Genomic DNA, 24,905 nt, shown 5'->3' on the forward strand with positions numbered 1-24,905 from the left:
GTCGATCTCGGACGCGCCGTATTCATAGGTTCGGCCACGCCGAAGCCCCCAACACCCTTCGGGATGGATGTGCGCCTTATGGGTCCCGCCATTTCAACTGGCACAGCCATCCAGGACGTCGCGCGAGTTGGAATATACGTAAACGCTGCCCTCAGCCTCGGGTAGGATATGGGTCATGAAGCGCGAGACCATATCGAACTGCTCGTCCAAGGACCGGCTGGACTGCAGCCACTCTTTCAATTCGCCTAGCAATCGTACTTCGCGGGCCAGGCGCAGCTGATCTTCCATCAGATCACGCTCTTTGGCGGATTGTTTTGCAGCGCCCGCAATTGCAAGCGGTTCGCCCTGTAGCTGGCAAAGGACGCGGCAACAAGCGCAAGCAAGGCGATGCCGCTTAGAACGGTCAATGAAATCCTAAGCCGCGAGATAAACGTGGTGCGCAAATCGGAGATATCAGTAAAGAATTCAATGGCGCCTATAAAACGCCCATTCTTGGCCACGGGCATAAAAACTTCGGCAACATGGTGCTGCGTTGCGTTCAGGATATTGTCGGTATGCAGATCAAGCCCGTCGATCTCGGACAGTGGAACTACTTCCTGAATGTAGTGAATCATTCCTCTGGCAACGTCGCTGCGAAAGAAATCACGGTTTTCAACACTGCCTACCTCTGTCGGGCGAGTCGACCAGGTGACACGCCCATTCGAGTCGAGCAATTTGAAGCGGTAAACATCAGAAGCTTCGGGCATCGCGGCCAGAAATTCGGCGTCATGCGCATCAATCACGCCGGTCTTAAGCGCGGTCTCGGGGTCCTCCAGATGCAAGACGACGCGGCGCTTCCACAGTTCGGCTTGCTTGAGAATGTCGACCTTTAGCATCCTGTCGACCAGCGGCGCAGGCAATTTGTAAATTCCCCAGCCGCTTCCAATTGCCAGAGAAATCAGCAACATGCCGATACCGATCCATTTCAGCCGGTGATTTACGGCCCCCCGATTATCCTGAGTCATACCTTCGCGCTCCCACAGCAATTTACTGATCATCGCGGTGGGTGTTTTACAGATGGTTAACGAAGCCGTTCTCAGTCCAAGTCGCTTGATTAGAATTGATCGTAAAGGTGTAACAAAATCTGTGCGAACAAGGCGTGAACAAACCCTTTCCCTCGGCCAGCATCCAGCGTAGTTTGGAAAGATGAGCAGTTTCGACGAAATGGGCGCCTTTGAGGGCGCATCCCTGTCCGCGCGCGCCATGGCCGCGCGCCCCATGCCTTATCTGGACGAGTTGAACCCGGCGCAGCGCGACGCGGTCGAGAGGTTGGACGGTCCTGTCCTGATGCTGGCCGGTGCGGGCACGGGGAAGACCAAGGCGCTGACTGCGCGAATCGCGCATCTGCTCAGCACCGGGCGGGCGCGCCCGAATGAGATTTTGTCCGTGACCTTTACCAACAAGGCCGCGCGCGAGATGAAGAACCGCGTGGGCCGTTTGTTGGGGCAGCCTGCCGAGGGGATGCCGTGGCTCGGCACGTTCCACTCGATCTGCGTCAAGCTGCTGCGGCGTCACGCGGAACTGGTCGATCTGAAATCGAACTTCACCATTCTGGATACGGATGATCAGTTGCGGCTGCTCAAACAGCTGATTCAGGCGGCAAATATCGATGATAAGCGTTGGCCTGCACGCATGTTGGCCGGCATCATTGACGACTGGAAGAACCGCGCCCTGAAGCCCGACAAAGTGCCGGCAGCCGATGCGGGGGCTTATAACCACAAGGGTCTCGAGATCTACGCGCAGTACCAAATCCGTCTGCGGGAGCTGAACGCGGTGGATTTTGGTGACCTGCTGTTGCACATGGTCACGATCTTCCAGACTCATCAGGATGTGTTGGAGCAATACCAACGCTGGTTCCGCTACATTCTCGTGGACGAATACCAGGATACCAACGTCGCACAATATCTGTGGTTGCGGCTGCTGGCTGGAGCGCACAAGAACATTTGTTGCGTGGGGGACGACGATCAGTCAATTTATGGCTGGCGTGGGGCCGAAGTCGGCAACATCCTGCGGTTTGAAAAGGATTTTCCAGGGGCCTATGTCGTGCGGTTAGAGCAGAACTATCGCTCGACCCCTCATATTCTGGCAGCAGCGTCCAATGTCATCCGTGGCAATGAAAGTCGGCTGGGCAAGGAATTGTGGACCGATGCGCAGGACGGCGAAAAGGTTCGCCTGATCGGTCATTGGGATGGCGAGGAAGAGGCCCGCTGGATCGGTGAAGAGATCGATGCGATGCAGGGGGGAACGCGTGGAGCGCGGCCCTTTAATCTAGATGAAATTGCGATTCTCGTGCGGGCCAGCCATCAGATGCGCGCGTTTGAGGACCGTTTTCTGACCATCGGTCTGCCCTACAAGGTTATTGGCGGCCCGCGATTCTATGAGCGGATGGAGATCCGCGACGCGATGGCTTATTTCCGACTGGTGGTCAGCCCCGGCGACGATCTGGCGTTCGAGCGGATCGTGAATACTCCGAAACGCGGGCTTGGTGACAAGGCGCAGCAGACGATTCAGATGACAGCGCGGGAAAATGGCGTGTCGCTGGTCGATGGGGCGCGGATTGCTGTCGACAATGGGCTGATCAAAGGCAAAGGCGGCAAAGCACTGCGCGAGTTGATCGACGGGTTGGCGCGCTGGAATGCGATGACGCGCGGGCCCCGGATCGAGGTTGACGATGATTCTGTGATTGACGACGGCACAACTCCGACGCGGTTTGGTGAGCCCGAGGTGTCACATATCGAACTGGCGCAGATCATTCTGGACGAATCCGGTTATACGGCCCATTGGCAGAACGAGAGGACGCCCGAGGCTCCGGGGCGGTTGGAAAACCTCAAGGAATTGGTCAACCAACTGGATAATTTCGAGAATCTGCAAGGGTTTTTGGAACATGTCAGCCTGGTGATGGACAACGAGAAGGAATCGGACGGGGCAAAAGTCTCGATCATGACCCTGCACGCGGCAAAGGGGCTGGAGTTCCCGGCCGTGTTCCTGCCGGGGTGGGAGGACGGGCTGTTCCCGTCACAAAGGTCGATGGACGAATCTGGGATCAAAGGCCTCGAGGAAGAGCGGCGACTGGCCTATGTGGGCATCACCCGTGCAGAAGAGATCTGTACGATCTCATTTGCGGCCAATCGTCGGGTGTTTGGTCAATGGCAAAACGCGATGCCGTCGCGGTTCATTGACGAGTTGCCCGAAGATCACGTCGAAGTCCTGACGCCGCCGGGGCTGTATGGGAGTGGTCAGCCGACTGCCGGTATCGAAACTCGTGCGGCCGAGGCCAATGTCTATAACTCGCCCGGTTGGCGGCGGTTGCAGGCCCGGCAGGGGCAGTATGGAACGTCCCAACCCCGCGAAAGCCGCAATACGGTGATCGACGCGACTGCGGTTTCCAGTTTCACCCTTGGCGAGCGCGTGTTTCATCAGAAATTCGGCTATGGCGCGGTGATCGGCATCGAAGGCGACAAGGTCGAGGTCGATTTCGAAAAAGCTGGATTGAAAAAAGTGGTTTCCCGCTTTCTGTCCGCCAAGGATGATGTGCCTTTCTAAACGCTATAGCCCTTCAACCAGTACCATGTTCGCCGTCGCGGTTTTGCGCCGGATTTCCGCCAGCTTGATATAGTCTGGGTCGTCTTTCCACGCCCTGGCCGCGGCAAGAGATGGAAACTCCATCAACACAATTCCGTCTTCGGGCCATATGCCCTCGACCAATTCCACGGGTTTGGAGGATATCGTCAGCAGGCGACCTCCGTGCCGGTCAAAGATCGGCATGAAGCCTTCAAGGTATTTCTGGTACCCGTCAGGGTCGTGAATGGAAATCTGGGCGATGAAATATGCGGCCATCGGAAGCTCCTGAAATTCTGGTCAGGGCTTCAGTTTACATCCCGGTGCGAAAAACAAAAACGGCGGTTCCCAGGGAGGAGGAGAGGGAACCGCCGTTCTTTTCAACATCCGGGCAGGGAGGAGGAGAGCCCAGATGTATCCGAACCCGGGTTTGATCCCGGTATGAGGAAGACGCGGCGACGTCAGGGAGGAGGAGAGACGTCGCCGCGCGCTTTCAACACCGGGAAAGGGAGGAGGAGTACCCGGTGTGTCTGCTTCCGGCGATCAGGGCCGGTATTAGGGGCGGCGACATCAGGGAGGAGGAGAGATGCCGCCGCTGAAATACAGGTCCAAAAGGAAGGAGGAAGGACCTGATCTCTATGTTTCTGTGTCGCTTAACGTGCGACGTGTTCTTCGGCCGCTTGCTGAGCCAGGCGGCGGATCATCGAGCGGTGAAGCCCCAGATCAGCCAGTTCGCGGTTCGACAGATCAGACAGTTCGTGAACTGTCTGGCGATAGACGCGATATTGGATGAACCGGGTCTTTGCCGCCTCGAACAGCGAAGCCAGGCTAGTTGCCGGTGCGCCTTTGAGCGCGGTGTTATGTGTTGCTGCAGCCATTTGCTTTACTCGATGTATTCGTTGTTGCCGGTGTTGTCCGGCGCTTGCCTGAGACTGAAAATAAGCAAATGCTGCAATTGCACAATACCCGACAACGTCAATGCTGCTATGCAGCAAGTGCATAGATATCAACTGGTTGTCGATGAGGGTTTGGAAGGGCCAACAAAATAAGGCCTTCAGCTGATGCTTCCCCAAGGGAAGGTTTCAACAAGATTTTCTGGATTTTCGTGTTTGCGCGTCTTTTGAGCGGAGTTTGTCAATTCTTGTGCGCTTTGTGTATTGGATGGGCCAGGCGCGCGGCGGCTGACATGATAATTTCGGTTCGTGGGAATTCATGGGCGTCAGCTGGAGCGGCGCAGAATCCACATGTGGTTGAGGTCTAATATTGAAGTGATTCGCTAATCAAGTGGCCCATTTTTGCTGCGTTCATCATAAATCATCACCCCTTGAAGAAATATCTGGGAAATTATGGGAATAGTTGGGGTGAACCCAAAAATGGCCTATTTAGTAAGCTGATTGCCCCGATCGTCTACAATTAGTGCCTGTGGGGTGATTTTCTTTCTCAATTGCGTTGGCTAAACTGTGATTCTGAGCATAAGGTCAGAAAATTTCTTGTTGATTTCCATGAATTCCCATGTCATCCCTAGTTCATCCGATGAGGACGAGGCACATGGGGCGCTAAACGACCCCGAAACAACAAAAATCAGGTTTCATACAGGCATCTCGCTTTCATCAATCAAGAGATCCGGCGCGCGGGCGAGCAGACATCCCCCCAGGTGGCGCGCGCAGCTGGACATCCCGCACAGCGGGTCAATGCGGCGGGTTGATCAGTGGCAGCAGATCAACCCGCCGTTTTTCATCTGGGGGAGTGAATTTTAAGTGGGGCGCAAGCGGAAGGGACAGTCGTCTTGGCGCGCAGGTTTAGAGGTGAAAGCCACCACAAGGTGGATACGAAGGGCAGGGTGTCGATCCCGGCCTCGTTTCGCCGTGTGCTTGAATCCTCTGACCCGAACTGGCAGCCCGGTGACACTCCTGAACTTGTAATTGTCTACGGCGACCATCGTCGTAAATTCCTGGAATGCTATACTATGCAGGCGATCGAAGAGGTCGATGCCAAGATTGACGCGTTGCCGCGCGGGTCGATGCAGCGGAAGATGTTGCAGCGTATGTTCCATGGTCAATCCTTCCCGACGACAGTGGATGAAACCGGCCGTCTGGTGCTGCCAGCAAAGCTGCGTAACAAGATCAGCCTTGAAGGTGAGGCATTCTTTATCGCCGCGGGTGACACGTTCCAGATTTGGAAGCCGGAAACTTACGATTCCGAAGAATTGGCTGCGGCCGAAGAGTGGTTGGACGAACAGCCCGAGGACTTTGATCCTTTGGAGTTCCTTGACGGCACCGGGGATGCGTAACGGCATGGCCGGCGCTAAAACCTCTTCCGATAAACCTCATATCCCCGTTCTGCTGCGTCCGTTGCTGGCTGCTGTGGCGCCCGTGTCGGGTGTCTGGCTGGACGGAACGTTTGGTGCGGGCGGATATACGCGGGGCCTGCTGGAAGCGGGCGCTGACAAAGTCATAGGCGTGGACCGTGATCCGTTGGCCTTTGAAATGGCGGCGGATTGGGTCAAAGGTTATGGCGACCGGCTTGTGATGCAGCCGGGTGTATTCTCGCGCATGGACGAATACGCACAGGATCTGGATGGTATCGTTCTGGATTTGGGGGTTTCGTCGATGCAACTGGATCTGGCGGAACGCGGCTTTTCTTTCATGAAAGACGGCCCGCTCGACATGCGAATGAGCCAGGAAGGCGAAAGCGCGGCTGATTTGGTCAACACTGCGACCGAGGAACAACTAGCTGATATCCTGTATCATTATGGCGAAGAGCGTGCCAGCCGCCGCATTGCTAAAGCCATCGCCAAAGCGCGTGCAGAAGAGCCGATTACAACAACTCTGCGCCTCGTCCAGATCATCGAATCCTGTTTGCCGCGTCCCAAGCCGGGGCAGTCCCACCCTGCAACGCGCAGTTTTCAGGGTCTGCGGATCGCAGTGAATGCTGAATATGAAGAGCTGTTTCAGGGTCTTATGGCTGCGGAACGTGCGTTGAAGCCGGGCGGTCAACTGGCAGTCGTAACGTTCCATTCCATCGAAGACCGGATGGTCAAACGGTTCTTTCAGTCCCGTGCGGGAAAGACGGGCCGGGCCAATCGATACGCGCCCGAGATTGAGCAGGAGCTGCCGCAGTTCACGCTTAAGACTCGTAAAGCCGTGGGACCGGATGATCAGGAGCTGCAGGAAAACCCGCGTTCGCGCTCGGCAAAGCTGCGTGTTGCAATTCGAACGGATGCGCCGTCGGGGGAAATTGATGCCCGCGCCGTTGGTATGCCGCAACTAGGGGGAAGAGCAAAATGAAGAGTGTTTTGTATGTGTTGACTGCTCTGTCCGTGTTTGGACTGGCGCTGTGGGCGTATCAGGAAAACTATCGCACGCAGCAGGTTGTGAAGGAAACGCAGAAGCTGCAGCGCGAAATTGGTATGGCGCAAGTGAAGCTGGCGGTTTTGAACGCCGAATGGGCCTATCTGAACCGCCCCGACAGGTTGCGTGAGCTTGCTGATCTGAACTTTGAACGGTTGGGCCTTTTGCCCCTGCGGGCCGAGCAATTCGGTCGCGCCGATCAGATTGCCTATGCGGAAGATCCTGACCTGCCGATCGTCGACCCGATCGAGCTTCAGGCCATCACAAACATTCAAGCGTTGGGTGAGGTGCAAATCCCATGACCCGAACGCCGCTGCGCCCTCTGGCTCGAATCCTTGACGCGCGCTCGCGGGGCGAGAATCCCAAAGCCATCGAGCGCGAAAATATCCGCAAGCGTCACGAAGACATGAAAGACCGCAGCCGCACCCGTGCTGAGGGCCGCTTGCTGGTGCTGGGTCTGTTCTTTTTCTGTGCCTTTTCAGTCGTGGGCGTCCGGATGGGCATGTTGGCCACATCCGAAGCGCAAGAACCCGTGGCCTCGGCCCCTGGTGCAGCCATTGCGATGCAGCGGGCCAACATCGTAGACCGGGAAGGGCGCATTCTTGCGACCAATCTGGACACTTATTCGGTATACGCGCAGCCGCCGCTGATGATCGACCCGATTGCTGCCGCTGATCAGCTTGTCGCGATCTTCCCCGATCTGGAAAAAGAACGCCTAGTCAAGGATTTCACTGGGAATCGCAAATTCCTGTGGATCAAAAAGCGTATCTCGCCCGAGCAGAAACAAGCCGTGCACGATATCGGTGACCCGGGCATTCTGTTCGGCCCGCGTGAGATGCGGTTGTACCCGAATGGCCGTCTGGCGGCGCATATCCTAGGCGGGTCAAGCTTTGGGCGCGAAGGTGTCAGTGCTGCCGAAGTGATCGGTGTGGCCGGTGTTGAAAAGCAATTCGACGACTACTTGCGTGATCCCGCGAATGGTACCAAGCCGCTGCAGCTCTCGCTGGACCTGACGGTTCAAGCCGCCGTTGAGCAGGTGCTGTTTGGCGGCATGAAGATTATGAACGCCAAGGGGGCGTCAGCGGTTCTGATGAACGCGCATACCGGCGAGGTGATCTCGGCGGCCTCTTTGCCGTCCTTCGATCCCAATGATCGCCCGCGCCCGCCGACCTCGGGGTTCGATCCCTCAGACAGCCCACTGTTCAATCGCTATGTTCAGGGCGTTTATGAACTGGGATCTGTGTTTAAGATATTCACCGCTGCGCAGGCGGTTCAGTTGGGTTTGGTGAATTCAAATACGATCATCGATACTTCAGGGCCTATGAAGATCGGCCGTTTCCCGATTGGTGAGTTCAACGGCAAGAATTACGGCAAGATCAGCGTCGCGGATGTGATCGTCCACAGCTCGAACCGGGGCACCGGGCGACTGGCGCTGCAGATCGGCGCGCAACGGCAGCAGGATTTCCTGGAATCTCTTGGTATGTTCGATCCCACCCCGTTCGAAATCGTCGAGGCGAAGGGTGGTGAGCCGCTGAAGCCCAAAAAATGGGGCGAGCTGAGTACGGTGACCATCTCTTATGGTCATGGTCTGTCGACCAGCCCCATGCATCTGGCGGCGGGTTACGCGGCGATCGCCAATGGCGGGCACTATGTAAGCCCGACGATTCTGCGCAAAAATGGGCCGCAATACGGTCCTCGGGTGATGTCTGATAACGCGGCAAACCAGGCGCAGAACATGTTGCGCCGGGTGGTAACAGATGGCACCGCCAGTTTTGGCGATGTGGCAGGCTATGATGTGGCGGGTAAGACCGGCACCGCGGATAAGCCCAAGCCGCGCGGCGGTTATTACGACGACAAGGTGATTGCGACCTTCGCGACGTTCTTTCCCGCCTATGACCCAAAATATGTCCTGATCGTAACGTTGGACGAACCATCCATCCTTGCCTATGGCGAAAAGCGCCGTACGGCAGGTTGGACAGCGGTTCCTGTGGCCGCAGAATTGATCGGGCGCATCGCACCTTTGCTGGGCCTGCGTCCTCGGGTTGAGCCTGAGGCCGGCGCTGCTATAACGCTGACCTCAAATTAGGCTGTCCAAACGAGGTGGGTCATGGGCGCAAGGACAAAGAAACTCAGCCAACTGGCCCTGACCGCCCGAGGTGGCACCAATCCTGATATCACAGGGTTGGCGGTCGACAACCGCGAAGTCAAAGACGGTTTCCTCTTTGCGGCACTTCCCGGTACGCGTGTTCACGGCGGTGAGTTCATTCAATACGCTTTGCGTATGGGCGCCGCAGCCATCCTGACGGACGCTGAGGGGGCAGAGATCGCTGCAAAAAAGCTGGCCGCGTCCGAGGCCGCGTTGATCGTGGTCGAAGATCCGCGTCAAGCGCTGGCCGGGTGCGCCGCACTGTGGTTCGGAGCGCAACCGCAGACCATCGTTGCGGTTACTGGCACCAATGGCAAAACTTCGGTCGCGACATTTGTTCGCCAGATATGGACCGAACTTGGTCACGCCGCGGTCAACCTCGGGACCACAGGGGTCGAGGGGGCGTGGACCGCACCACTAGCCCATACAACGCCCGAACCAATCACTTTGCATCGTTGCCTGTCCGAGGCCGCGGAGAACGGAGTGACTCATGCTGCGATGGAGGCATCCTCGCACGGGTTGGAACAGCGCCGCTTGGACGGGGTACAGCTGGCTGCGGCGGGGTTTTCGAACTTCACTCAGGACCATCTGGACTACCACGAAACGTTCGAGGCGTATTTCAATGCCAAGGCAGGTCTGTTTGATCGGGTCCTGCCGCAAGACGGCACGGTTGTCGTCAACATGAGCGATCCCAAGGGCGCTCAGGTCCTCCGAATTGCCAAAGACCGGGGGCAGAAGGTTTTGACCGTTGGGCTTGGGGAAGCAGACCTGTGCCTGATGAATCAGCGGTTTGACGCAACAGGTCAGGACCTGCGGTTTTCTTGGCAGGGCAAGATCTTCCAAACCCGTTTGAATCTGATCGGCGGCTTTCAGGCCGAAAATATCTTGTTGGCCTGCGGTCTGGTTATTGCTGCAGGGGAAGAGCCTGAACGAGTGTTCGAAACCCTGCCGCATCTCACGACGGTTCGTGGACGCATGCAGCTGGCCGCGACGCGAGAGAATGGGGCAGCGGTTTTTGTGGATTATGCTCATACACCTGACGCAGTGGCGACCGCACTCAAGGCACTTCGCCCGCATGTGATGGGCCGCCTGATAGCTATTATCGGCGCGGGTGGTGATCGCGACGCGACCAAGCGCCCGTTGATGGGACAAGCCGCCGCCAATCACGCAGACTTGGTTTTCGTCACGGACGACAATCCGCGCAGCGAAGATCCGGCCACTATACGCGCCGCCGTGATGGACGGGGCACCAGAGGCCACCGAGGTCGGCGATCGGGCCGAGGCCATCTTGCGCGGGATAGACGCGCTGCAACCCGGGGACGCGCTTTTGATTGCGGGCAAGGGGCATGAAACCGGCCAGATCGTTGGCGATCAGGTTTTGCCATTTGATGATGTCGAACAGGCCAGCATCAGTGTGGCCGCACTGGACGGGAGGATGGCATGACATTGTGGGCTGCAGCGGAGGCTGCGGAGGCAACCGGTGGACGCGTCACTTCGGATTGGGCGGTCAATGGTGTGTCGATCGACACGCGCACCATCCAGCCCGGCGATCTTTTCGTCGCACTCACAGCCGCGCGGGACGGGCATGAATTCGTGGCACAGGCTTTGGAAAAAGGCGCCGGGGCGGCCTTGGTGTCCCGTATTCCCGAGGGCGTGCCAGAGGACGCGCCCTTGCTGATCGTCGAAGACGTGCAGTTGGGGCTTGAGGCGTTGGGGCGCGCGGGTCGTGACCGCTGCGACGCGCGGGTGTTGGGGGTGACCGGGAGCGTCGGCAAGACATCGACCAAGGAAATGCTGGCCACCATTCTGGAAACGCATGGAAAAACTCATGCCAGCGTTGCCAGCTACAACAATCATTGGGGCGTGCCGCTTACCTTGGCGCGGATGCCGGGTGACACAGAATTCGCTGTGATCGAGATTGGTATGAACCACCCCGGTGAGATCTCTCCACTGGCGCAGCAAGCCCGCCCGCATGTGGCGCTGGTCACGACTGTGGCGGCTGTACACCTTGAAGCGTTTGAATCGGTGGCCGGTATTGCACATGAGAAGGCCGCAATTTTTGACGGCCTGACGGAGGGCGGCGCGGCCATCCTGAACGCAGATATCGACCATGCGGACATCCTGCGCGATTGTGCGCGGGATTTAGGTGCGAAAACGGTGGATTTCGGCCGCAATGGCACTGACTACACATTGAACGATGTAACCCAAGAAGCTGACTCGGTTCATGCAAAGGCAACAGTCGCAGGGCGCCCGTTTGCGTTTGATGTGCAGTCAGCGGGCACGCATTTCGCCATGAACGCGCTGGGGGCATTGGCTGCCTGTGTTGAAATGGGCGTCGATCTGGATCAGGCGATTGAAGGTCTCGGCGGATGGTCGCCGGTCAAGGGTCGCGGGGTGCGCGAACAGATCGCGTTGACCGACGGTGGCCGGATCGAACTGCTGGATGACAGCTACAACGCCAACCCAACGTCGATGGAGGCCGCACTGGATGTTTTGGCCGCCGCGAAAGGTCAGCGTCGTATCGCTTTTCTTGGGGATATGAAGGAGTTGGGGCCGGAAGAGAATACTATGCATGCGGCGATGGCGGATGTTTCGGCCATGCAGCGCGTGGACAAAGTGCATTGCGTTGGTCCGCTGATGAAGGCGCTGCACGATGCACTTCCGACGGGCAAACGCGGGCTTTGGTTCAAGACCAGCACCGAGATGGCCGTCCATCTACCAGAGATTGTTCAGGCCGGTGACACTGTGTTGGCAAAGGGATCGTTGAGCATGGCGCTGGCACAGATTGTTGACGGTTTGCGTAAAATGGGGCAAGGGGGCGCGCTTGATTGATGACCGCGCCCGCGACCTCAGTGTGAGAAAGGTTTTGTAATGCTCTATTGGTTGACCGCCCTGTCGGACGGAGGGGATTTTTTTAACCTCTTCCGATACATCACGTTCCGCGCTGGCGGCGCCTTTTTGACTGCGTTGATCTTTGGTTTTCTTTTCGGGAAGCCGCTGATCAATGTGCTGCGCAAAAAACAGGGCAAAGGCCAACCTATTCGGGATGACGGCCCAGAGGGGCATTTTTCGAAGGCAGGCACACCGACAATGGGCGGGCTTTTGATCGTAGGCGCGCTGGTGACATCGACCCTGGTCTGGGCCCGGTGGGACAACCCTTACGTCTGGATGGTCTTGTTTGTAACGCTGGCCTATGCGGCGATCGGGTTTGCAGATGACTATGCAAAGGTATCGAAGCAGAACACCAAGGGCGTTTCGGGCAAAATGCGTATGGCGCTAGGGGTGATCATCGCAGTTTTGGCCTCGGCCTGGGCTACGCTGCATCATCCCGAGGCGCTGCAAAACCAGCTGGCTTTGCCGATTTTCAAGGATACACTGATCAATCTGGGCATATTCTACATTCCCTTCTCGATCATCGTGATCGTTGGCGCGGCCAATGCGGTGAACCTGACCGATGGTCTGGATGGTCTGGCCATCATGCCGGCGATGATCGCGGCCTCGACGCTGGGGGTGATTGCCTACGCCGTGGGACGGGTCGACTTTACCGAATATCTGGACGTTCATTACGTGCCGGGAACCGGTGAGATTTTCATTTTTACCTCGGCTTTGTTTGGCGCGGGCCTTGGGTTCCTTTGGTACAACGCACCTCCGGCTGCGGTGTTCATGGGCGACACCGGGTCGCTTGCGTTGGGCGGTGCTTTGGGTGCCATTGCGGTGGCCACCAAGCACGAACTGGTGCTGGCAGTCGTCGGCGGTTTGTTCGTGGTCGAAGCGTTGAGCGTGATCATCCAGGTGCTGTACTTCAAACGCACCGGGCGGCGCGTGTTCCTGATGGCGCCGATCCATCATCACTATGAGAAAAAGGGCTGGGCAGAGCCGACGATCGTGATCCGGTTCTGGATCATCTCGCTGATCCTGGCGATGATCGGTCTGGCAACGCTGAAGATCCGGTAAAGCTCCCGCCAGGTTCAGCGGACCTGCGGTCCACCTGTCACCTGTTGGGCTCGGCTCGCGCTGACGCGCGAGCCTTTTGCCACCCTTGCCATCGGTGATTTCTTCGGTGCAGTGTGGCGGCCAAATTTACGTCAAAAAAAGGTGGGCAATATGATCCCGGTCAAAGGGTTTTCAGGGCAGAAGGTTGCGGTTCTGGGGCTAGGCCGGTCGGGGCTGGCCACGGCGCGTGCCCTGCAGGCAGGCAAAGCTGAGCCTGTGTGTTGGGATGACAATCCTGCCGCCCAGGAAAAGGCCGAGGCCGAGGGGTTCGTCTGCGTCGATCTGCGCCGTCATGGCGCTTTTGAAGACATCGCGGCGCTTATTGTCTCTCCCGGTATTCCTCATCTTTACCCAGAACCGAACCCGGTTGTTGCTGCGGCGCTTGAGGCCGGTGTCCCGGTCGACAACGACATCGGTTTGTTTTTCCGATCCTTTGCAGGACCTGAATGGAACAACTATGACACTCCGCCGCGTGTGATCGCAGTGACCGGGTCGAACGGAAAATCGACCACCGCAGCTCTGATCCATCACATTTTGACCGAGGCCGGGCGCGAGGCGCAGTTGGCGGGTAATATCGGTCGTGGGGTGCTGGATATTGATCCGGGCGGTGACGGTTCGGTCGTTGTGCTGGAGCTGTCCAGCTATCAAACAGAACTGGCCCGCGCCCTGACCCCGGACGTGGCCGTTTTCACCAACCTGTCGCCCGACCATCTTGACCGCCACGGCGGGATGGGGGGCTATTTTGCCGCCAAACGTCGGTTGTTCGCCGAAGGTGGCCCGGATCGCGCCGTGATTGGCATTGACGAGAAAGAAGGCGCGTTTCTGGCCGGTCAACTGGCAGAGGGCCGCGCGGACGATCGGGTTATCCGGGTGTCGGTTGCGCGCAAACTGACGGGACCCGGATGGCAGGTGTTTGCCCGTAAAGGGTTCTTGTCGGAATACCGTAAGGGACGGCAAGCGGGTTCGATTGACCTGCGCGGAATCACAGGCCTTCCCGGCGCGCATAACCACCAAAACGCCTGTTCGGCTTATGCCGCCTGTCGCGCGCTGGGACTGGCACCGCGCGTGATCGAAGACGCACTGCACAGCTATCCGGGCCTGCCGCATCGCAGTCAAATCATCGCCGAGGCGGGCGGTATTACTTATGTGAATGACTCAAAAGCTACCAATGTGGACAGCGCTCTCAAGGCGTTGATCGCCTTCAGGAAGGTCCGCTTGGTCTGTGGGGGGCTTGAGAAGGAAGGCGGTGTCGCCGCTCTGAACGCAGCCGCAGACCAGGTGGTCAAAGCTTATGTCATTGGTCGCGAGGCCGCGAATTTCGCCATGCAACTTAAGGCCGATGCGCTGGTTTGCACCACCATGTCCGAGGCTGTTGAGCAAGCCATGAAGGATGCCCAACCCGGCGAGACCGTTCTGCTTGCGCCAGCCGCGGCCAGTTTCGACCAATACGACAATTTCGAGCAGCGCGGAGAGGACTTCGTAGCGGAAGTCAGGCAAAGGCTTCCGGAATAGCCATTTGCAATAGACCGCCGGTTGGGCCAAGCTGCGATGCTATCAGCTTGACGCGCCATCATTATTGGTTTTGCTTGCCTGCAAATACAACACGAGGTTATGACTATGCCATTTCGTAAGTTTTCTCTGATCCTGCCTGCCATTCTCGTTGCCGGCGCCTGCACCAACACAGGTGCCAATTATCAACCAATCGTCGACGGCCCGATCGGCCCGAACTACAACGTAGACCTTCAGCAGTGCCAACAACTGGCGGCATCACAAGCCAGCGTTGATGGCTCTACCGCAGGAAACGCAGCGATAGGCGCGGCAGGTGCGGCGGCTGTAACCGGGATTGTTCAGGACAGCAGCGACAATCTGGGCCGTGCGGCAGTTGCCGGTGCGCTTGTTGGCGCGGGTGCAGACGTGATCAACAAGAACCAAAACAAAGAAGTTATCGTGCGCAACTGCATGCGCGGACGTGGCTACAACGTCGTCGGCTAACTCTGCCCGGCGATTGCAATTCCTGCGGCGTGGCCCGAGGACCACGCCCATTGGAAGTTGTAACCGCCCAGCCAGCCGGTGACATCCACCGCTTCGCCAATCGCATAGAGGCCGGGGACATCCCTGGCCTCCATCGTTTTTGACGACAGGCTATCAGTGTCGATCCCGCCCAGCGTCACCTCGGCTGTACGATACCCTTCGGTGCCCGAGGGGGCAAGCTGCCAGTCGGACAGTGCTGCGATCAGTTCGGACAGCGCGGCGTCCGACTGATCGGCCAGATTGCCTGGCATGGGGATATGATGGCTCAGGTATTCGACCAGACGCCCGGGCAGGTGGCGCGCCAGTTCCGTGGTCAGCGCCTTGCGTCCGCCGCTTTGCCGCTGATCCCGCAGAAAATCAAACAGCGGCAGATCCGGGATCAGGTTTACGCGGACCGCCTCGCCTTCGCGCCAATAGGAAGACAATTGCAGAACCGATGGTCCACTAAGCCCGCGATGAGTGAACAGCAGAGCCTCGTCAAAGCTGGTCCGGTCATTCGACAGCCGCGCGGGTAGGGATACGCCAGACAGGTCCTTGAATTTGCCATCCGAAAACGTAAACGGCACGAGCGCGGCCCGCGTTTCGGTTAACGTCAGTCCGAACTGGCGCGCAATGTCATAGGCCAGCCCGGTCGCGCCCATCTTGGGGATCGACTTGCCGCCAGTAGCCAGCACGAGGTTGGTGCAATTAAGGCTATGCCGCTGCCCTTCACATTCGAGGTCAACAGAAAATCCGCCATCGGTCTTACGCAGGTTCTTCAGTTCAGTCCGAACCCACAATTCCGCCCCGGCGCGCTCCATCTCATCCAGCAACATTTGGATGATCTGTTTTGATGACCCATCGCAGAATAGTTGCCCCAGCGTTTTCTCACGCCACGCGATGCCGTGTCGACCGACCAGATCAATGAAATCCCATTGCGTATACCGCGCCAGCGCGGATTTGCAGAAATGCGGATTCTGCGACAGGAAGTTTCCCGGTCCCGCATACATGTTGGTGAAGTTGCAGCGCCCACCGCCCGAGATACGAATTTTCTCTCCGGCAGCCTTGGCGTGGTCGATCACCAAAACGCGCCCGCCGCAATGGGCGGCGCACATCATACCGGCTGCACCGGCGCCAAGGATGATCGTGTCATAGGTCATGTGCTGCGCATGGCTTGGATCGCAAAGGAAGGCAAGGGGTCAAGGCCTCAGATGAACGATCCAGAATTTTGTCTTGAGCTCAACCTAGCTTGAGGAATTACAAGCAAGTTTATGACGCCAAACAGTGCAATGCTTTTGAGGGTGCTTAAATGGATTTGGAAAACTACTTGGACCGAATAGCGTATTCGGGCGACCTAAAGCCGGATCGGGCGACGCTCGACAATCTCTTCGCGGCCCAACTAAGGATGGTTGCTTTCGAAAATATCGATCAACAATTGGGGGTTCCGGTTTCGTTTGATCAGAACGACGTGTTTGAAAAAGTCGTTGCGCGGAAACGTGGCGGATGGTGTTTTGAGCTAAACTCTCTTTTCAGTTGGGTACTGCAGGAAATCGGATTTCAGGTGTCATATCTGGCTGGATACGTCGGCCCGGACAAACCTTCTCCAGATCAGGCACCGGATCATATGCTTTTGAAGGTCAAGTGCGATGAGCATTTGCTTGTTGATGTTGGATTTGGTGGCGCGATGTCTACTCCAATCCCGCTGGAACCATTCACGGGATTGCAGCAGCCTTACAATATTTCGCTAACCGCCCAGCGTGATGGCTTTGTTCAATATTCAGAAAGCGCAGGCGGAGGGGAAACAGGCTATTGGTTTACTCAGGAAAGTGTCGAACCAAGCGTGTTCCAGTCTGCCAGTCGACATTTGCAGACCGATCGCAACTCGCCATTTCTACGCACCCTGACCGCGCAAAGGCGTTATACCAACAGGCATATTATACTACGCGGTCTGGTGATGAGGACGATTGATACTATGGGAATACGTGAGGAAACCATTTCGACACCAAAGGAGTTGGTTGACTGCCTGAAGTATGACTTTGGCCTGAATGTCCCGGCGGTTGCTGAAGTCTGGCCTAAGATCAAGAAACGTCATGACGAGCTCTTTCATGATAAAGTCCGGTAGGTGTTCCGCCGCTCAGCCGCAACGATGAGCAGATTTCTCCATCCTTATTCATTCCGCTAGCCCAAACGCAAAAATCCCTGTAGACTCTCAATCAGATCCCGAAAAACGGGACGTTAACGAGGCAGATAGTGGCGGTATCTCATGACTGAGATGGTGTATGGCGCGGTCCAGGACCAGCGCGGAGAACCGATTCTTCCGAAATGGTGGCGGACGATTGATCGCTGGACGATGTCCTGCGTTCTGATCCTGTTTGTCATCGGATTGTTGCTGGGGCTGGCCTCATCACCGCCGCTGGCAGGGCGCAACGGGTTTGATCCGTTCCACTATGTCGAACGGCAGGCGCTGTTCGGCGGACTGGCGCTGATTGCGATGCTGCTGACGTCGATGATGTCGCCGACTTTGGTGCGCCGTTTGGCAGTACTTGGGTTCCTTGCCTCGTTTGTGGCGCTGGCCTTTCTGCCCGTCTTCGGAACGGATTTCGGAAAAGGGGCGGTGCGCTGGTACTCGCTGGGCTTTGCGTCTTTGCAACCGTCGGAATTTCTGAAACCCGGATTTGTCGTCGTGGCCGCGTGGCTGCTGGCTGCGTCGCAACAGATCAACGGCCCTCCGGGGCGGTTGTGGTCATTTGCGTTGTGCATTGCGATTGTGGCGATGCTGGTTTTGCAACCGGACTTCGGTCAGGCCTGCCTGATCCTGTTTGGTTGGGGTGTGATGTACTTTGTGGCCGGTGCGCCGATGCTGCTGCTGGTTGGCATGGCGGGCGTCGTTGTCCTAGGTGGTATGTTCGCTTATTCGAATTCGGAACACTTTGCTCGCCGTATTGATGGCTTCCTGAACCAGGAGGTCGACCCGACCACCCAGCTTGGCTATGCCACGAATGCCATCCGCGAAGGCGGTCTGTTCGGTGTCGGCGTGGGTGAGGGACAGGTGAAGTGGTCCTTGCCCGATGCCCATACGGATTTCATCATCGCCGTGGCAGCCGAGGAATACGGGCTGATCCTGGTGCTGATCATCATCGCGCTGTATTCACTGATCGTTGTACGCTCGCTTCTGCGGCTGATGCGCGAGCGCGATATGTTCATCCGTCTGGCCGGGACCGGTCTGGCCTGCATGTTTGGCGTTCAGGCCATGATCAACATGGGTGTGGCCGTGCGCCTGCTGCCCGCCAAGGGCATGACGCTGCCCTTTGTCAGCTATGGTGGGTCGTCGCTGATTGCGGGCGGCATCGCTGTTGGCATGTTGCTGGCCTTCACCAGAAGCCGCCCACAGGGCGAACTTGGCGATATTCTGCGCGGAAGAGGATAATGGGGAAACCTTACCTGTTGATTGCGGCTGGCGGCACCGGGGGCCACATGTTCCCGGCGCAGGCGTTGGCCGAAGCAATGCTGAATAAAGGCTGGCGCGTGCGCCTGTCCACGGATGAGCGCGGCGCGCGCTACACAGGCGCCTTTCCCCAAACGGTCGAAATTGTCGAGGTGGCCTCTGCCACCTTCGCGCGCGGCGGACTGGCCGCTAAGGCATTGGTCGGACCAAGGATTGCGGGCGGTGTCAGCAGCATGGTGTTCCAGATGATGCGGGACAAACCGGACGCGGTCGTTGGCTTTGGCGGATATCCGTCGATCCCGGCATTGGGGGCCGCGACGATGCTCAAGATTCCGCGCATGATCCACGAACAGAATGGGGTTCTGGGGCGCGTAAATCAATTGTTTGCCACGCGCGTGGCAAACGTCGCATGCGGCGTATGGCCGACCGATCTGCCCGAAGGGGCCAAAGGCATCCATACCGGAAATCCAGTTCGCGCCGCCGTGCTTGAGCGCGAGGCCGCAGGTTACATCCCGCCGGGCGACTATCCTATGTCTATTCTGGTTATGGGCGGCAGTCAGGGCGCGCGCATTCTCAGCGATGTTGTCCCCGGCGCGATTGCTGCCTTGCCTGACGACCTGCGCAGCCATATCCGTGTCGCACATCAGGCCCGCGACGAAGACGGGGAGCGTGTTACGGCGTTCTATGCCGAACATGGTATTCGGGCCGAGGTCAAACCTTTCTTTGACGACGTTCCGCGTCGCATGTCGGATGCACAACTTGTCATCAGCCGATCCGGCGCATCCAGTGTGGCGGATATCTCGGTCATCGGACGTCCATCGATCCTGATCCCGTTTGCCGCCGCAGCGGGCGACCATCAGACTGCCAATGCGCGAGGGTTGGTTCAGGCAGGCGGCGCGATCATGATCCCCGAAAACGCACTTGACGTTCCCGCGCTGACAGAGCAAATCACCGCCGTTCTGACCAACCCCGAAGCCGCGCAAAAGATGGCCCATGCCGCCCTCTCGACTGGAGCCCCCGACGCAACTGAACGTCTGACGGCCCTCGTCGAACAACTGGCGCAGAAGGAGACCACATGAATCCAGCAACCAAACTGCCGCAAGACGTTGGGTCGATTCACTTTGTGGGGATCGGCGGGATCGGGATGTCGGGCATTGCCGAGGTTCTGCTGAACCTGGGCTACCGCGTGCAGGGGTCAGACCTGAAGGCGTCCAAAATCACTGATCGTCTTGCGAGCCTTGGGGCTGAGATATTTGTCGGTCAGCGTGCCGAAAACCTTGAAAACGCGGCTGTGGTCGTGGTGTCGACCGCGATCAAGCCGGGTAACCCCGAGCTGGACGGTGCCCGGGCGCAAGGTCTGCCCGTCGTTCGCCGCGCCGACATGCTGGCCGAGCTGATGCGCCTGAAGTCGAATATTGCCATTGCCGGAACGCACGGCAAGACCACCACAACCACAATGATGGCCGAGCTGATGGTGGCTGGCGATTTCGATCCGACCGTCATCAATGGCGGCATCATCCACGCCTACGGCTCGAACGCACGGATGGGGCAGGGTGAATGGATGGTGGTCGAGGCCGACGAATCCGACGGTTCGTTCAACCGACTGCCCGCGACCATTGCCATTGTTACGAATATCGACCCCGAGCATATGGAGCATTGGGGTGACTTCGACCAGCTGCGCGACGGGTTTTATGAGTTCGTATCAAACCTGCCATTCTACGGTCTGGCTGTGTGCTGCACGGACCACGCCGAAGTGCAGACGTTGGTTGGACGTATCACCGACCGCCGGGTCCGGACCTATGGGTTCAACGCACAGGCCGATGTGCGCGCTTTGAACCTGACCTACAAGGGCGGCGTGGCGCATTTCGACATCCACCTTCAGTACGAAGACAAGATGATCGAGGGCTGCACATTGCCGATGCCCGGCGACCACAATGTCTCGAACGCGCTGTCTGCAGTGGCCGTTGCCCGCCATCTGGGCATGAAGGCCACTGAAATCCGCGATGCGCTGGCCAATTTCGGTGGCGTCAACCGCCGCTTCACCAAAGTCGGAGAGGTCGATGGAGTTACCATCATCGACGATTACGGCCACCACCCGGTAGAAATCGCAGCCGTTCTAAAAGCCGCGCGTCAGGCAACCGACGGGCGCGTTATCGCCGTGCACCAACCGCACCGGTACTCGCGCCTGTCCAATCTGTTTGACGATTTCTGCACCTGCTTCAATGACGCGGACGTTGTCGCCATCGCCGATGTTTTCTCTGCCGGAGAGGACCCGATCGAAGGAGCCAGTAGAGATGATCTGGTGCAGGGCCTGATCCGTCACGGCCACCGCCACGCGCGTGCATTGCTGAACGAAAACGATCTGGAGCGCCTTGTGCGCGAACAGGCCCGCCCCGGCGACATGGTCGTCTGTCTCGGCGCTGGTACGATCAGCACTTGGGCCAACGGGCTGCCAGAAAGGCTGCGACAAAAGCAAGCCGTTTGATGGAATGGACTCTCTAGCATTGCAACTTTAAAGTGTGATGTTGCAGTTGCAGCAAGGATCGTCCTCGGAGGGGCAGTTGGTATATTCAGTGCTTTTTGCTGGCTTGTGGGTTTTGGCCTCAACGATCGTGGCCATGCTGCCGATGCGCCTTCAATTTCCGCCGGGCGTTGTGCTGTTCATTTCTGCACCTGCGCTGATCGTCTGGTTAGGCCATGACTTTGGCTGGTTTTTTTCGGTGCTGGCCTTTGCCGCCTTTGCATCCATGTTCCGCAATCCCATTCGCTATTACTGGCGCCGCTGGACCGGGCAGGAGGTCGAGGAATGAATTTGTCGATCGCCCTCGCTGCGCTTTGGGGAATTTCGGCGAATGTGCTGGCGATGATCCCCAGCAAGGACAACCACTGGACGCGCGCCTATGTTTTGATCGCTGTGGGGATTCCGATACTGGGTTACGTCACCTTGCAGAACGGCCCGTGGATCGGGCTGATCGTTCTCGCGGCAGGAATGTCGGTACTGCGTTGGCCGGTGATCTATCTGGGGCGGTGGGTGCGGCGTATGGTCGGAGAATAGAATTGGACCCCAGAATATTCGCGTTTCTCTGCGGGCTTACCTTAGTTTCTGTTATGGTCGCGACTTATTCGCATCTACGTACGAAAGCAGGCAAACTTCGCGGCCCACTCATTTTGCTTTTGTTTTTGATTGCGTCGGGACTCTACTGCTTTGTTACCCGCATACATTTCGAGCCAGTATCTATCGATGAACAATCCGCGATGATAGACGCTTGGATTGTGATCTACATGCTTGCGGTCTCCATTCCGTTGATTGCCGCCTTATGCGTTGGGTTTATCACCGGGGGACTGCACCGCGTTCTGGCGCGGTGGAAGAACAATTTCAAGCAATTGGGTGACAAAACCGCCCAAGCAGACTACCAGAGCACCATGGATCAATTGCTTCCCAAGCCACGCGGCAAACTCTCGGAAAAACGGGGTCTTAATGACTTGACTTGGCTGCGTGTTGGCGGCCCGGCTGACTATTTGTTTCAACCTGCTGACACCGAGGATTTGCGGGATTTCCTCCGTGATCTGCCCGGCGACGTCTCGGTCTTTCCCATGGGTGTCGGGTCAAACCTGATCGTTCGCGATGGCGGTTTGCGCGCGGTTGTGATCCGATTGGGGCGCGGGTTCAATGCTATCTCGGTTGAGGGAAACATCGTCACCGCCGGAGCAGCCGCGTTGGATGCGCATGTGGCGCGCAAGGCGGCGGATGAGGGTGTGGACCTGACCTTTTTGCGTACCATCCCGGGCTCAATTGGCGGCGCGGTGCGGATGAACGCAGGGTGTTATGGCAGCTACACGGCAGACGTGCTGCGCAAGGCGACCATTGTTACCCGGCAGGGAGAGTTTGTGGAACTGACTCCGGAAGACCTGAATTTTCGTTATCGCCAGTCCGATCTGCCCGAAGGCGCGGTGCTGATCTCGGCTACTTTCGAAGGTCCATCCGGCGATCCGGAAGAGCTGCACGCCCGGATGTCCGCGCAGTTGCAAAAACGCGACGAAACCCAACCGACCAAAGACCGCAGCGCCGGATCAACCTTCCGCAACCCCGCGGGGTTTTCCTCGACCGGGCGGGCGGATGATGTGCACGACCTCAAGGCGTGGAAGGTCATTGACGATGCGGGCATGCGCGGTGCGACACTAGGTGGCGCACAGATGAGCGAAAAGCACTCGAACTTCCTGATCAATACCGGTGATGCCTCTGCCGCGGACCTCGAAGGCCTGGGCGAAGAGGTGCGAAAAAAGGTTTACGAAACAAGCGGCATCACGCTAGAATGGGAAATCATGCGGATCGGTGATCCGTTGACAGAATAAAACCCTGACCGTCAGACCATAACAGGCAAATTAAGGCGACGGATCAAGGAGATAAACGCAGTACGGACCACCACATAAGGTCCGGGGACATTGAGGCGCACGTTGGGTATGTCGAGCAGGACAAACCCCAAAGTGGCGGTATTGATGGGTGGACCCTCGAAGGAACGCGAGGTGTCTCTCAGCTCTGGGCGCGAATGCGCGGCCGCCCTTGTGGGAGAAGGCTTTGAGGTAGTTGAGCTGGACGCTGGTCCTGACCTCTATGCGCGCCTTTTGGAAATCAAACCAGACGTTGTGTTTAACGCCCTGCATGGCCGCTGGGGCGAAGATGGTTGCGTTCAGGGCTTGCTGGAATGGATGCGCATTCCGTACACGCACTCTGGTGTTCTGGCCTCGGCACTGGCGATGGACAAGCAGCGCAGCAAAGAGGTGTTTGAGGCCGAGGGCCTGCCCGTTGTTGCCAGCGTGATCGTACCCAAGGTCGAGGTGGTTAAGGTTCATGTGATGGAGCCCCCTTACGTGGCCAAGCCCAACAACGAAGGCTCCAGCGTTGGGATCTACATCGTGCATGAAGGGTCCAATGGTCCTCCGCAACTGTCGCATGAAATGCCCGATCAGGTTATGGTCGAGAAATACATTGCCGGACGCGAGTTGACTGTAACGGTGATGAACGACAAGGCCGTAACGGTTACCGAGATCATGACCGATGGCGGTTGGTACGATTATGACGCCAAGTATAAGCCCGGCGGATCGTGGCATGTTTTGCCCGCTGACGTACCGACCGAGATTTTTGACCTGTGCATGGACTACGCATTGCGCGCTCATTCTGCACTGGGATGCAAGGGCGTAAGCCGTACGGACTTCCGCTGGGATGACAGTATGGGTGCCGATGGGCTTTTCCTGCTCGAGACCAACACTCAGCCCGGCATGACGCCGACGTCACTGGTGCCTGAACAGGCCGCACATCTGGGGATGAGTTTCGGGCAGCTTTGCGCCTGGATGGTGGAGGACGCATCATGCGACCGCTAAGAGCCACCCGAGCGCCTGTGGTTCACCGGCCCAAACAACTGACCGGTCCCGATGCTGATTTCGAATCCGGCGCACATACCGGAGCCGAACCCAAATTGCGGCTGCATGGTATGTTTGGTGGCAAGGGCGATCGCCTCGACCCGGCCCCGTCTCGTCTCAGCTACCGCCTGCAGCGCTGGATGCTGACGCGGGGCGTTCGGCGCAGCCTAAAGATTGGCCTGCCGGTACTTGCGGTTTGCGCCGCAATTGGCATCTATTTCGGCTCGCAGGAACGCCGTGAAGCGGTGGTGGTCTATGTCATTGACATCAAAACCTCGATCCAGCAACGGCCAGAGTTCATGGTCAATCTGATGGCCATTGACGGGGCAGGGACAAACCTGTCCGAGGATATCCGCGAGGTCGTACCGCTGGATTTCCCCGTCAGTTCATGGGACCTGGACGTTGAACAGATCCGCGACACGATCACAGGACTGAATCCGGTCAGGTCCGCCACGGTACGGGTGCGCCCGGGCGGCATTCTGCAGGTGGATGTTGTCGAGCGTCAGCCCGTCATCGTCTGGCGAACGCGCCATGGGATCGAATTGCTGGATGAAACCGGCGCGCATGTGGAACGCATCGCGTCGCGCAAGGATCACTCTAATTTACCTCTGATCGCGGGCAAAGGTGCAGACGGTCACGTAGGTGAGGCGCTTGAATTGCTGACAACCGCCCGCAGCCTGGGCAGCCGTGTGCGCGGGCTGGTCCGGATTGGTGAGCGTCGCTGGGACCTGGTTATGGACCGCGGCCAGCGCATCATGTTGCCGACCGAGCGCCCCGTACGCGCGTTGGAACGCGTTTTGGCCGTGAATGAGGTGCAGGACCTTTTGGAACGTGACGTGGCGGTGGTCGACATGCGCCTTGGGCAACGTCCGACAATAAGAATGACCAAAGCTGCCAGCGAAGACTGGTGGAATACAAAAGTGACAGTGGGTAGCGAGCAGTAACGA

At 57.9% G+C, this 24,905-nt stretch carries 24 protein-coding genes; 19 read left to right on the forward strand and 5 right to left on the reverse strand.

Annotated elements, in window-relative coordinates; translation table 11 throughout:
* Positions 1-93 precede the first annotated feature (93 nt).
* Together DHN12_RS25145 and DHN12_RS25150 are read right to left on the reverse strand one after the other, a co-directional pair.
* On the reverse strand, positions 94-288 hold the full coding sequence (locus DHN12_RS25145; RefSeq protein ID WP_306418392.1) for a hypothetical protein: 195 nt from the start codon (positions 286-288) through the stop codon (positions 94-96).
* Positions 288-1,244 carry a hypothetical protein gene (locus tag DHN12_RS25150; RefSeq protein WP_306418393.1) on the reverse strand — a complete coding sequence of 319 codons (957 nt, stop codon included), beginning with the start codon at positions 1,242-1,244 and terminating at the stop codon, positions 288-290. Before DHN12_RS25150 ends, DHN12_RS25145 begins: the two co-directional genes overlap by 1 nt.
* Between DHN12_RS25150 and DHN12_RS06600 the strand changes: the two genes are divergently transcribed.
* On the forward strand, positions 1,186-3,582 hold the full coding sequence (locus DHN12_RS06600; RefSeq protein ID WP_108859438.1) for an ATP-dependent helicase: 2,397 nt from the start codon (positions 1,186-1,188) through the stop codon (positions 3,580-3,582). The genes DHN12_RS25150 and DHN12_RS06600 overlap by 59 nt on opposite strands.
* A 3-nt stretch (positions 3,583-3,585) precedes the next feature.
* On the opposite strand, the gene DHN12_RS06605 is transcribed toward DHN12_RS06600, so the two are convergent.
* Together DHN12_RS06605 and DHN12_RS06610 are read right to left on the reverse strand one after the other, a co-directional pair.
* Entirely contained in the window at positions 3,586-3,876 is a 291-nt protein-coding gene (locus DHN12_RS06605) for a DUF1330 domain-containing protein (protein ID WP_108859439.1), read from the reverse strand.
* Positions 3,877-4,250: 374 nt separating this feature from the next.
* Positions 4,251-4,475, reverse strand: a complete 225-nt coding sequence (locus DHN12_RS06610) for a DUF1127 domain-containing protein (protein WP_108859440.1) — start codon at positions 4,473-4,475, stop codon at positions 4,251-4,253.
* A gap of 944 nt (positions 4,476-5,419) precedes the next feature.
* Here DHN12_RS06610 and mraZ point away from each other — a divergent pair.
* The 9 genes from mraZ (at position 5,420) to DHN12_RS06660 (ending at position 15,077) form a co-directional block, all read left to right on the forward strand.
* The gene (gene mraZ / locus DHN12_RS06620) at positions 5,420-5,887 is read left to right on the forward strand and encodes a division/cell wall cluster transcriptional repressor MraZ (RefSeq protein ID WP_234416569.1); all 468 of its coding nucleotides are present in this window, start codon (positions 5,420-5,422) and stop codon (positions 5,885-5,887) included.
* Positions 5,888-5,891: 4 nt separating this feature from the next.
* Positions 5,892-6,884 (forward strand): 16S rRNA (cytosine(1402)-N(4))-methyltransferase RsmH, encoded by a 993-nt coding sequence (gene rsmH / locus DHN12_RS06625; RefSeq protein WP_108859516.1) that lies wholly within the window; start codon positions 5,892-5,894, stop codon positions 6,882-6,884.
* A complete protein-coding gene (locus DHN12_RS06630; RefSeq protein ID WP_058274326.1) occupies positions 6,881-7,249 on the forward strand; it encodes a hypothetical protein in 369 nt (122 codons plus the stop codon). The genes rsmH and DHN12_RS06630 overlap by 4 nt, the downstream gene beginning before the upstream one ends.
* Positions 7,246-9,033: a penicillin-binding protein 2 gene (locus tag DHN12_RS06635; RefSeq protein ID WP_058274327.1), complete on the forward strand. Its 1,788-nt coding sequence runs from the start codon at positions 7,246-7,248 to the stop codon at positions 9,031-9,033. Before DHN12_RS06630 ends, DHN12_RS06635 begins: the two co-directional genes overlap by 4 nt.
* A 21-nt stretch (positions 9,034-9,054) precedes the next feature.
* Positions 9,055-10,536: a UDP-N-acetylmuramoyl-L-alanyl-D-glutamate--2,6-diaminopimelate ligase gene (locus DHN12_RS06640; RefSeq protein ID WP_108859443.1), complete on the forward strand. Its 1,482-nt coding sequence runs from the start codon at positions 9,055-9,057 to the stop codon at positions 10,534-10,536.
* On the forward strand, positions 10,533-11,924 hold the full coding sequence (gene murF, locus DHN12_RS06645) for a UDP-N-acetylmuramoyl-tripeptide--D-alanyl-D-alanine ligase (RefSeq protein WP_108859444.1): 1,392 nt from the start codon (positions 10,533-10,535) through the stop codon (positions 11,922-11,924). Before DHN12_RS06640 ends, murF begins: the two co-directional genes overlap by 4 nt.
* A 39-nt stretch (positions 11,925-11,963) precedes the next feature.
* A complete protein-coding gene (mraY, locus tag DHN12_RS06650) occupies positions 11,964-13,046 on the forward strand; it encodes a phospho-N-acetylmuramoyl-pentapeptide-transferase (RefSeq protein WP_108859445.1) in 1,083 nt (360 codons plus the stop codon).
* A 150-nt stretch (positions 13,047-13,196) separates the two neighbouring features.
* A complete protein-coding gene (murD, locus tag DHN12_RS06655; protein WP_108859446.1) occupies positions 13,197-14,597 on the forward strand; it encodes a UDP-N-acetylmuramoyl-L-alanine--D-glutamate ligase in 1,401 nt (466 codons plus the stop codon).
* A gap of 105 nt (positions 14,598-14,702) precedes the next feature.
* A complete protein-coding gene (locus DHN12_RS06660; protein WP_233493524.1) occupies positions 14,703-15,077 on the forward strand; it encodes a glycine zipper family protein in 375 nt (124 codons plus the stop codon).
* On the opposite strand, the gene DHN12_RS06665 is transcribed toward DHN12_RS06660, so the two are convergent.
* The gene (locus tag DHN12_RS06665) at positions 15,074-16,255 is read right to left on the reverse strand and encodes an NAD(P)/FAD-dependent oxidoreductase (protein WP_108859447.1); all 1,182 of its coding nucleotides are present in this window, start codon (positions 16,253-16,255) and stop codon (positions 15,074-15,076) included. The genes DHN12_RS06660 and DHN12_RS06665 overlap by 4 nt on opposite strands.
* A gap of 149 nt (positions 16,256-16,404) precedes the next feature.
* On the opposite strand from DHN12_RS06665, the gene DHN12_RS06670 reads away from it, so the two are divergent.
* From DHN12_RS06670 to DHN12_RS06710, 9 genes are all read left to right on the forward strand, one after another.
* Positions 16,405-17,217 carry an arylamine N-acetyltransferase gene (locus tag DHN12_RS06670; RefSeq protein WP_108859448.1) on the forward strand — a complete coding sequence of 271 codons (813 nt, stop codon included), beginning with the start codon at positions 16,405-16,407 and terminating at the stop codon, positions 17,215-17,217.
* A 141-nt stretch (positions 17,218-17,358) separates the two neighbouring features.
* Entirely contained in the window at positions 17,359-18,522 is a 1,164-nt protein-coding gene (ftsW, locus tag DHN12_RS06675) for a putative lipid II flippase FtsW (RefSeq protein ID WP_058279575.1), read from the forward strand.
* On the forward strand, positions 18,522-19,619 hold the full coding sequence (locus DHN12_RS06680; protein WP_108859449.1) for a UDP-N-acetylglucosamine--N-acetylmuramyl-(pentapeptide) pyrophosphoryl-undecaprenol N-acetylglucosamine transferase: 1,098 nt from the start codon (positions 18,522-18,524) through the stop codon (positions 19,617-19,619). Before ftsW ends, DHN12_RS06680 begins: the two co-directional genes overlap by 1 nt.
* On the forward strand, positions 19,616-21,025 hold the full coding sequence (gene murC / locus DHN12_RS06685) for a UDP-N-acetylmuramate--L-alanine ligase (RefSeq protein ID WP_108859450.1): 1,410 nt from the start codon (positions 19,616-19,618) through the stop codon (positions 21,023-21,025). The genes DHN12_RS06680 and murC overlap by 4 nt, the downstream gene beginning before the upstream one ends.
* A 76-nt stretch (positions 21,026-21,101) precedes the next feature.
* Positions 21,102-21,350: a DUF2484 family protein gene (locus tag DHN12_RS06690; protein WP_199913475.1), complete on the forward strand. Its 249-nt coding sequence runs from the start codon at positions 21,102-21,104 to the stop codon at positions 21,348-21,350.
* Entirely contained in the window at positions 21,347-21,595 is a 249-nt protein-coding gene (locus tag DHN12_RS06695; RefSeq protein ID WP_108859452.1) for a DUF2484 family protein, read from the forward strand. Before DHN12_RS06690 ends, DHN12_RS06695 begins: the two co-directional genes overlap by 4 nt.
* 368 nt (positions 21,596-21,963) lie before the next feature.
* A complete protein-coding gene (murB, locus tag DHN12_RS06700; RefSeq protein WP_108859517.1) occupies positions 21,964-22,893 on the forward strand; it encodes a UDP-N-acetylmuramate dehydrogenase in 930 nt (309 codons plus the stop codon).
* 102 nt (positions 22,894-22,995) lie between these two features.
* Positions 22,996-23,919, forward strand: a complete 924-nt coding sequence (locus DHN12_RS06705) for a D-alanine--D-alanine ligase (protein WP_108859453.1) — start codon at positions 22,996-22,998, stop codon at positions 23,917-23,919.
* Positions 23,907-24,902, forward strand: coding sequence for a cell division protein FtsQ/DivIB (locus tag DHN12_RS06710; protein WP_108859454.1), 996 nt, complete (start codon positions 23,907-23,909; stop codon positions 24,900-24,902). Before DHN12_RS06705 ends, DHN12_RS06710 begins: the two co-directional genes overlap by 13 nt.
* Positions 24,903-24,905: the final 3 nt, after the last annotated feature.

It is taken from the genome of Ruegeria sp. Alg231-54 (assembly GCF_900143525.1).
In the GTDB taxonomy this organism is placed as follows: Bacteria; Pseudomonadota; Alphaproteobacteria; order Rhodobacterales; family Rhodobacteraceae; genus Ruegeria.

Bases quoted from the DNA above. Each gene is read 5' to 3' on its own strand.
- DHN12_RS25145 (WP_306418392.1), bottom strand. From the start codon at position 288: ATGGAAGATCAGCTGCGCCTGGCCCGCGAAGTACGATTGCTAGGCGAA.
- DHN12_RS06600 (WP_108859438.1), top strand. From the start codon at position 1,186: ATGAGCAGTTTCGACGAAATGGGCGCCTTTGAGGGCGCATCCCTGTCC.
- DHN12_RS25150 (WP_306418393.1), bottom strand. From the start codon at position 1,244: ATGGCGCGCGCGGACAGGGATGCGCCCTCAAAGGCGCCCATTTCGTCG.
- DHN12_RS06605 (WP_108859439.1), bottom strand. From the start codon at position 3,876: ATGGCCGCATATTTCATCGCCCAGATTTCCATTCACGACCCTGACGGG.
- DHN12_RS06610 (WP_108859440.1), bottom strand. From the start codon at position 4,475: ATGGCTGCAGCAACACATAACACCGCGCTCAAAGGCGCACCGGCAACT.
- rsmH (WP_108859516.1), top strand. From the start codon at position 5,892: ATGGCCGGCGCTAAAACCTCTTCCGATAAACCTCATATCCCCGTTCTG.
- DHN12_RS06630 (WP_058274326.1), top strand. From the start codon at position 6,881: ATGAAGAGTGTTTTGTATGTGTTGACTGCTCTGTCCGTGTTTGGACTG.
- DHN12_RS06635 (WP_058274327.1), top strand. From the start codon at position 7,246: ATGACCCGAACGCCGCTGCGCCCTCTGGCTCGAATCCTTGACGCGCGC.
- DHN12_RS06640 (WP_108859443.1), top strand. From the start codon at position 9,055: ATGGGCGCAAGGACAAAGAAACTCAGCCAACTGGCCCTGACCGCCCGA.
- murF (WP_108859444.1), top strand. From the start codon at position 10,533: ATGACATTGTGGGCTGCAGCGGAGGCTGCGGAGGCAACCGGTGGACGC.
- mraY (WP_108859445.1), top strand. From the start codon at position 11,964: ATGCTCTATTGGTTGACCGCCCTGTCGGACGGAGGGGATTTTTTTAAC.
- murD (WP_108859446.1), top strand. From the start codon at position 13,197: ATGATCCCGGTCAAAGGGTTTTCAGGGCAGAAGGTTGCGGTTCTGGGG.
- DHN12_RS06660 (WP_233493524.1), top strand. From the start codon at position 14,703: ATGCCATTTCGTAAGTTTTCTCTGATCCTGCCTGCCATTCTCGTTGCC.
- DHN12_RS06665 (WP_108859447.1), bottom strand. From the start codon at position 16,255: ATGACCTATGACACGATCATCCTTGGCGCCGGTGCAGCCGGTATGATG.
- DHN12_RS06670 (WP_108859448.1), top strand. From the start codon at position 16,405: ATGGATTTGGAAAACTACTTGGACCGAATAGCGTATTCGGGCGACCTA.
- ftsW (WP_058279575.1), top strand. From the start codon at position 17,359: ATGACTGAGATGGTGTATGGCGCGGTCCAGGACCAGCGCGGAGAACCG.
- DHN12_RS06680 (WP_108859449.1), top strand. From the start codon at position 18,522: ATGGGGAAACCTTACCTGTTGATTGCGGCTGGCGGCACCGGGGGCCAC.
- murC (WP_108859450.1), top strand. From the start codon at position 19,616: ATGAATCCAGCAACCAAACTGCCGCAAGACGTTGGGTCGATTCACTTT.
- DHN12_RS06695 (WP_108859452.1), top strand. From the start codon at position 21,347: ATGAATTTGTCGATCGCCCTCGCTGCGCTTTGGGGAATTTCGGCGAAT.
- murB (WP_108859517.1), top strand. From the start codon at position 21,964: ATGGATCAATTGCTTCCCAAGCCACGCGGCAAACTCTCGGAAAAACGG.
- DHN12_RS06710 (WP_108859454.1), top strand. From the start codon at position 23,907: ATGCGACCGCTAAGAGCCACCCGAGCGCCTGTGGTTCACCGGCCCAAA.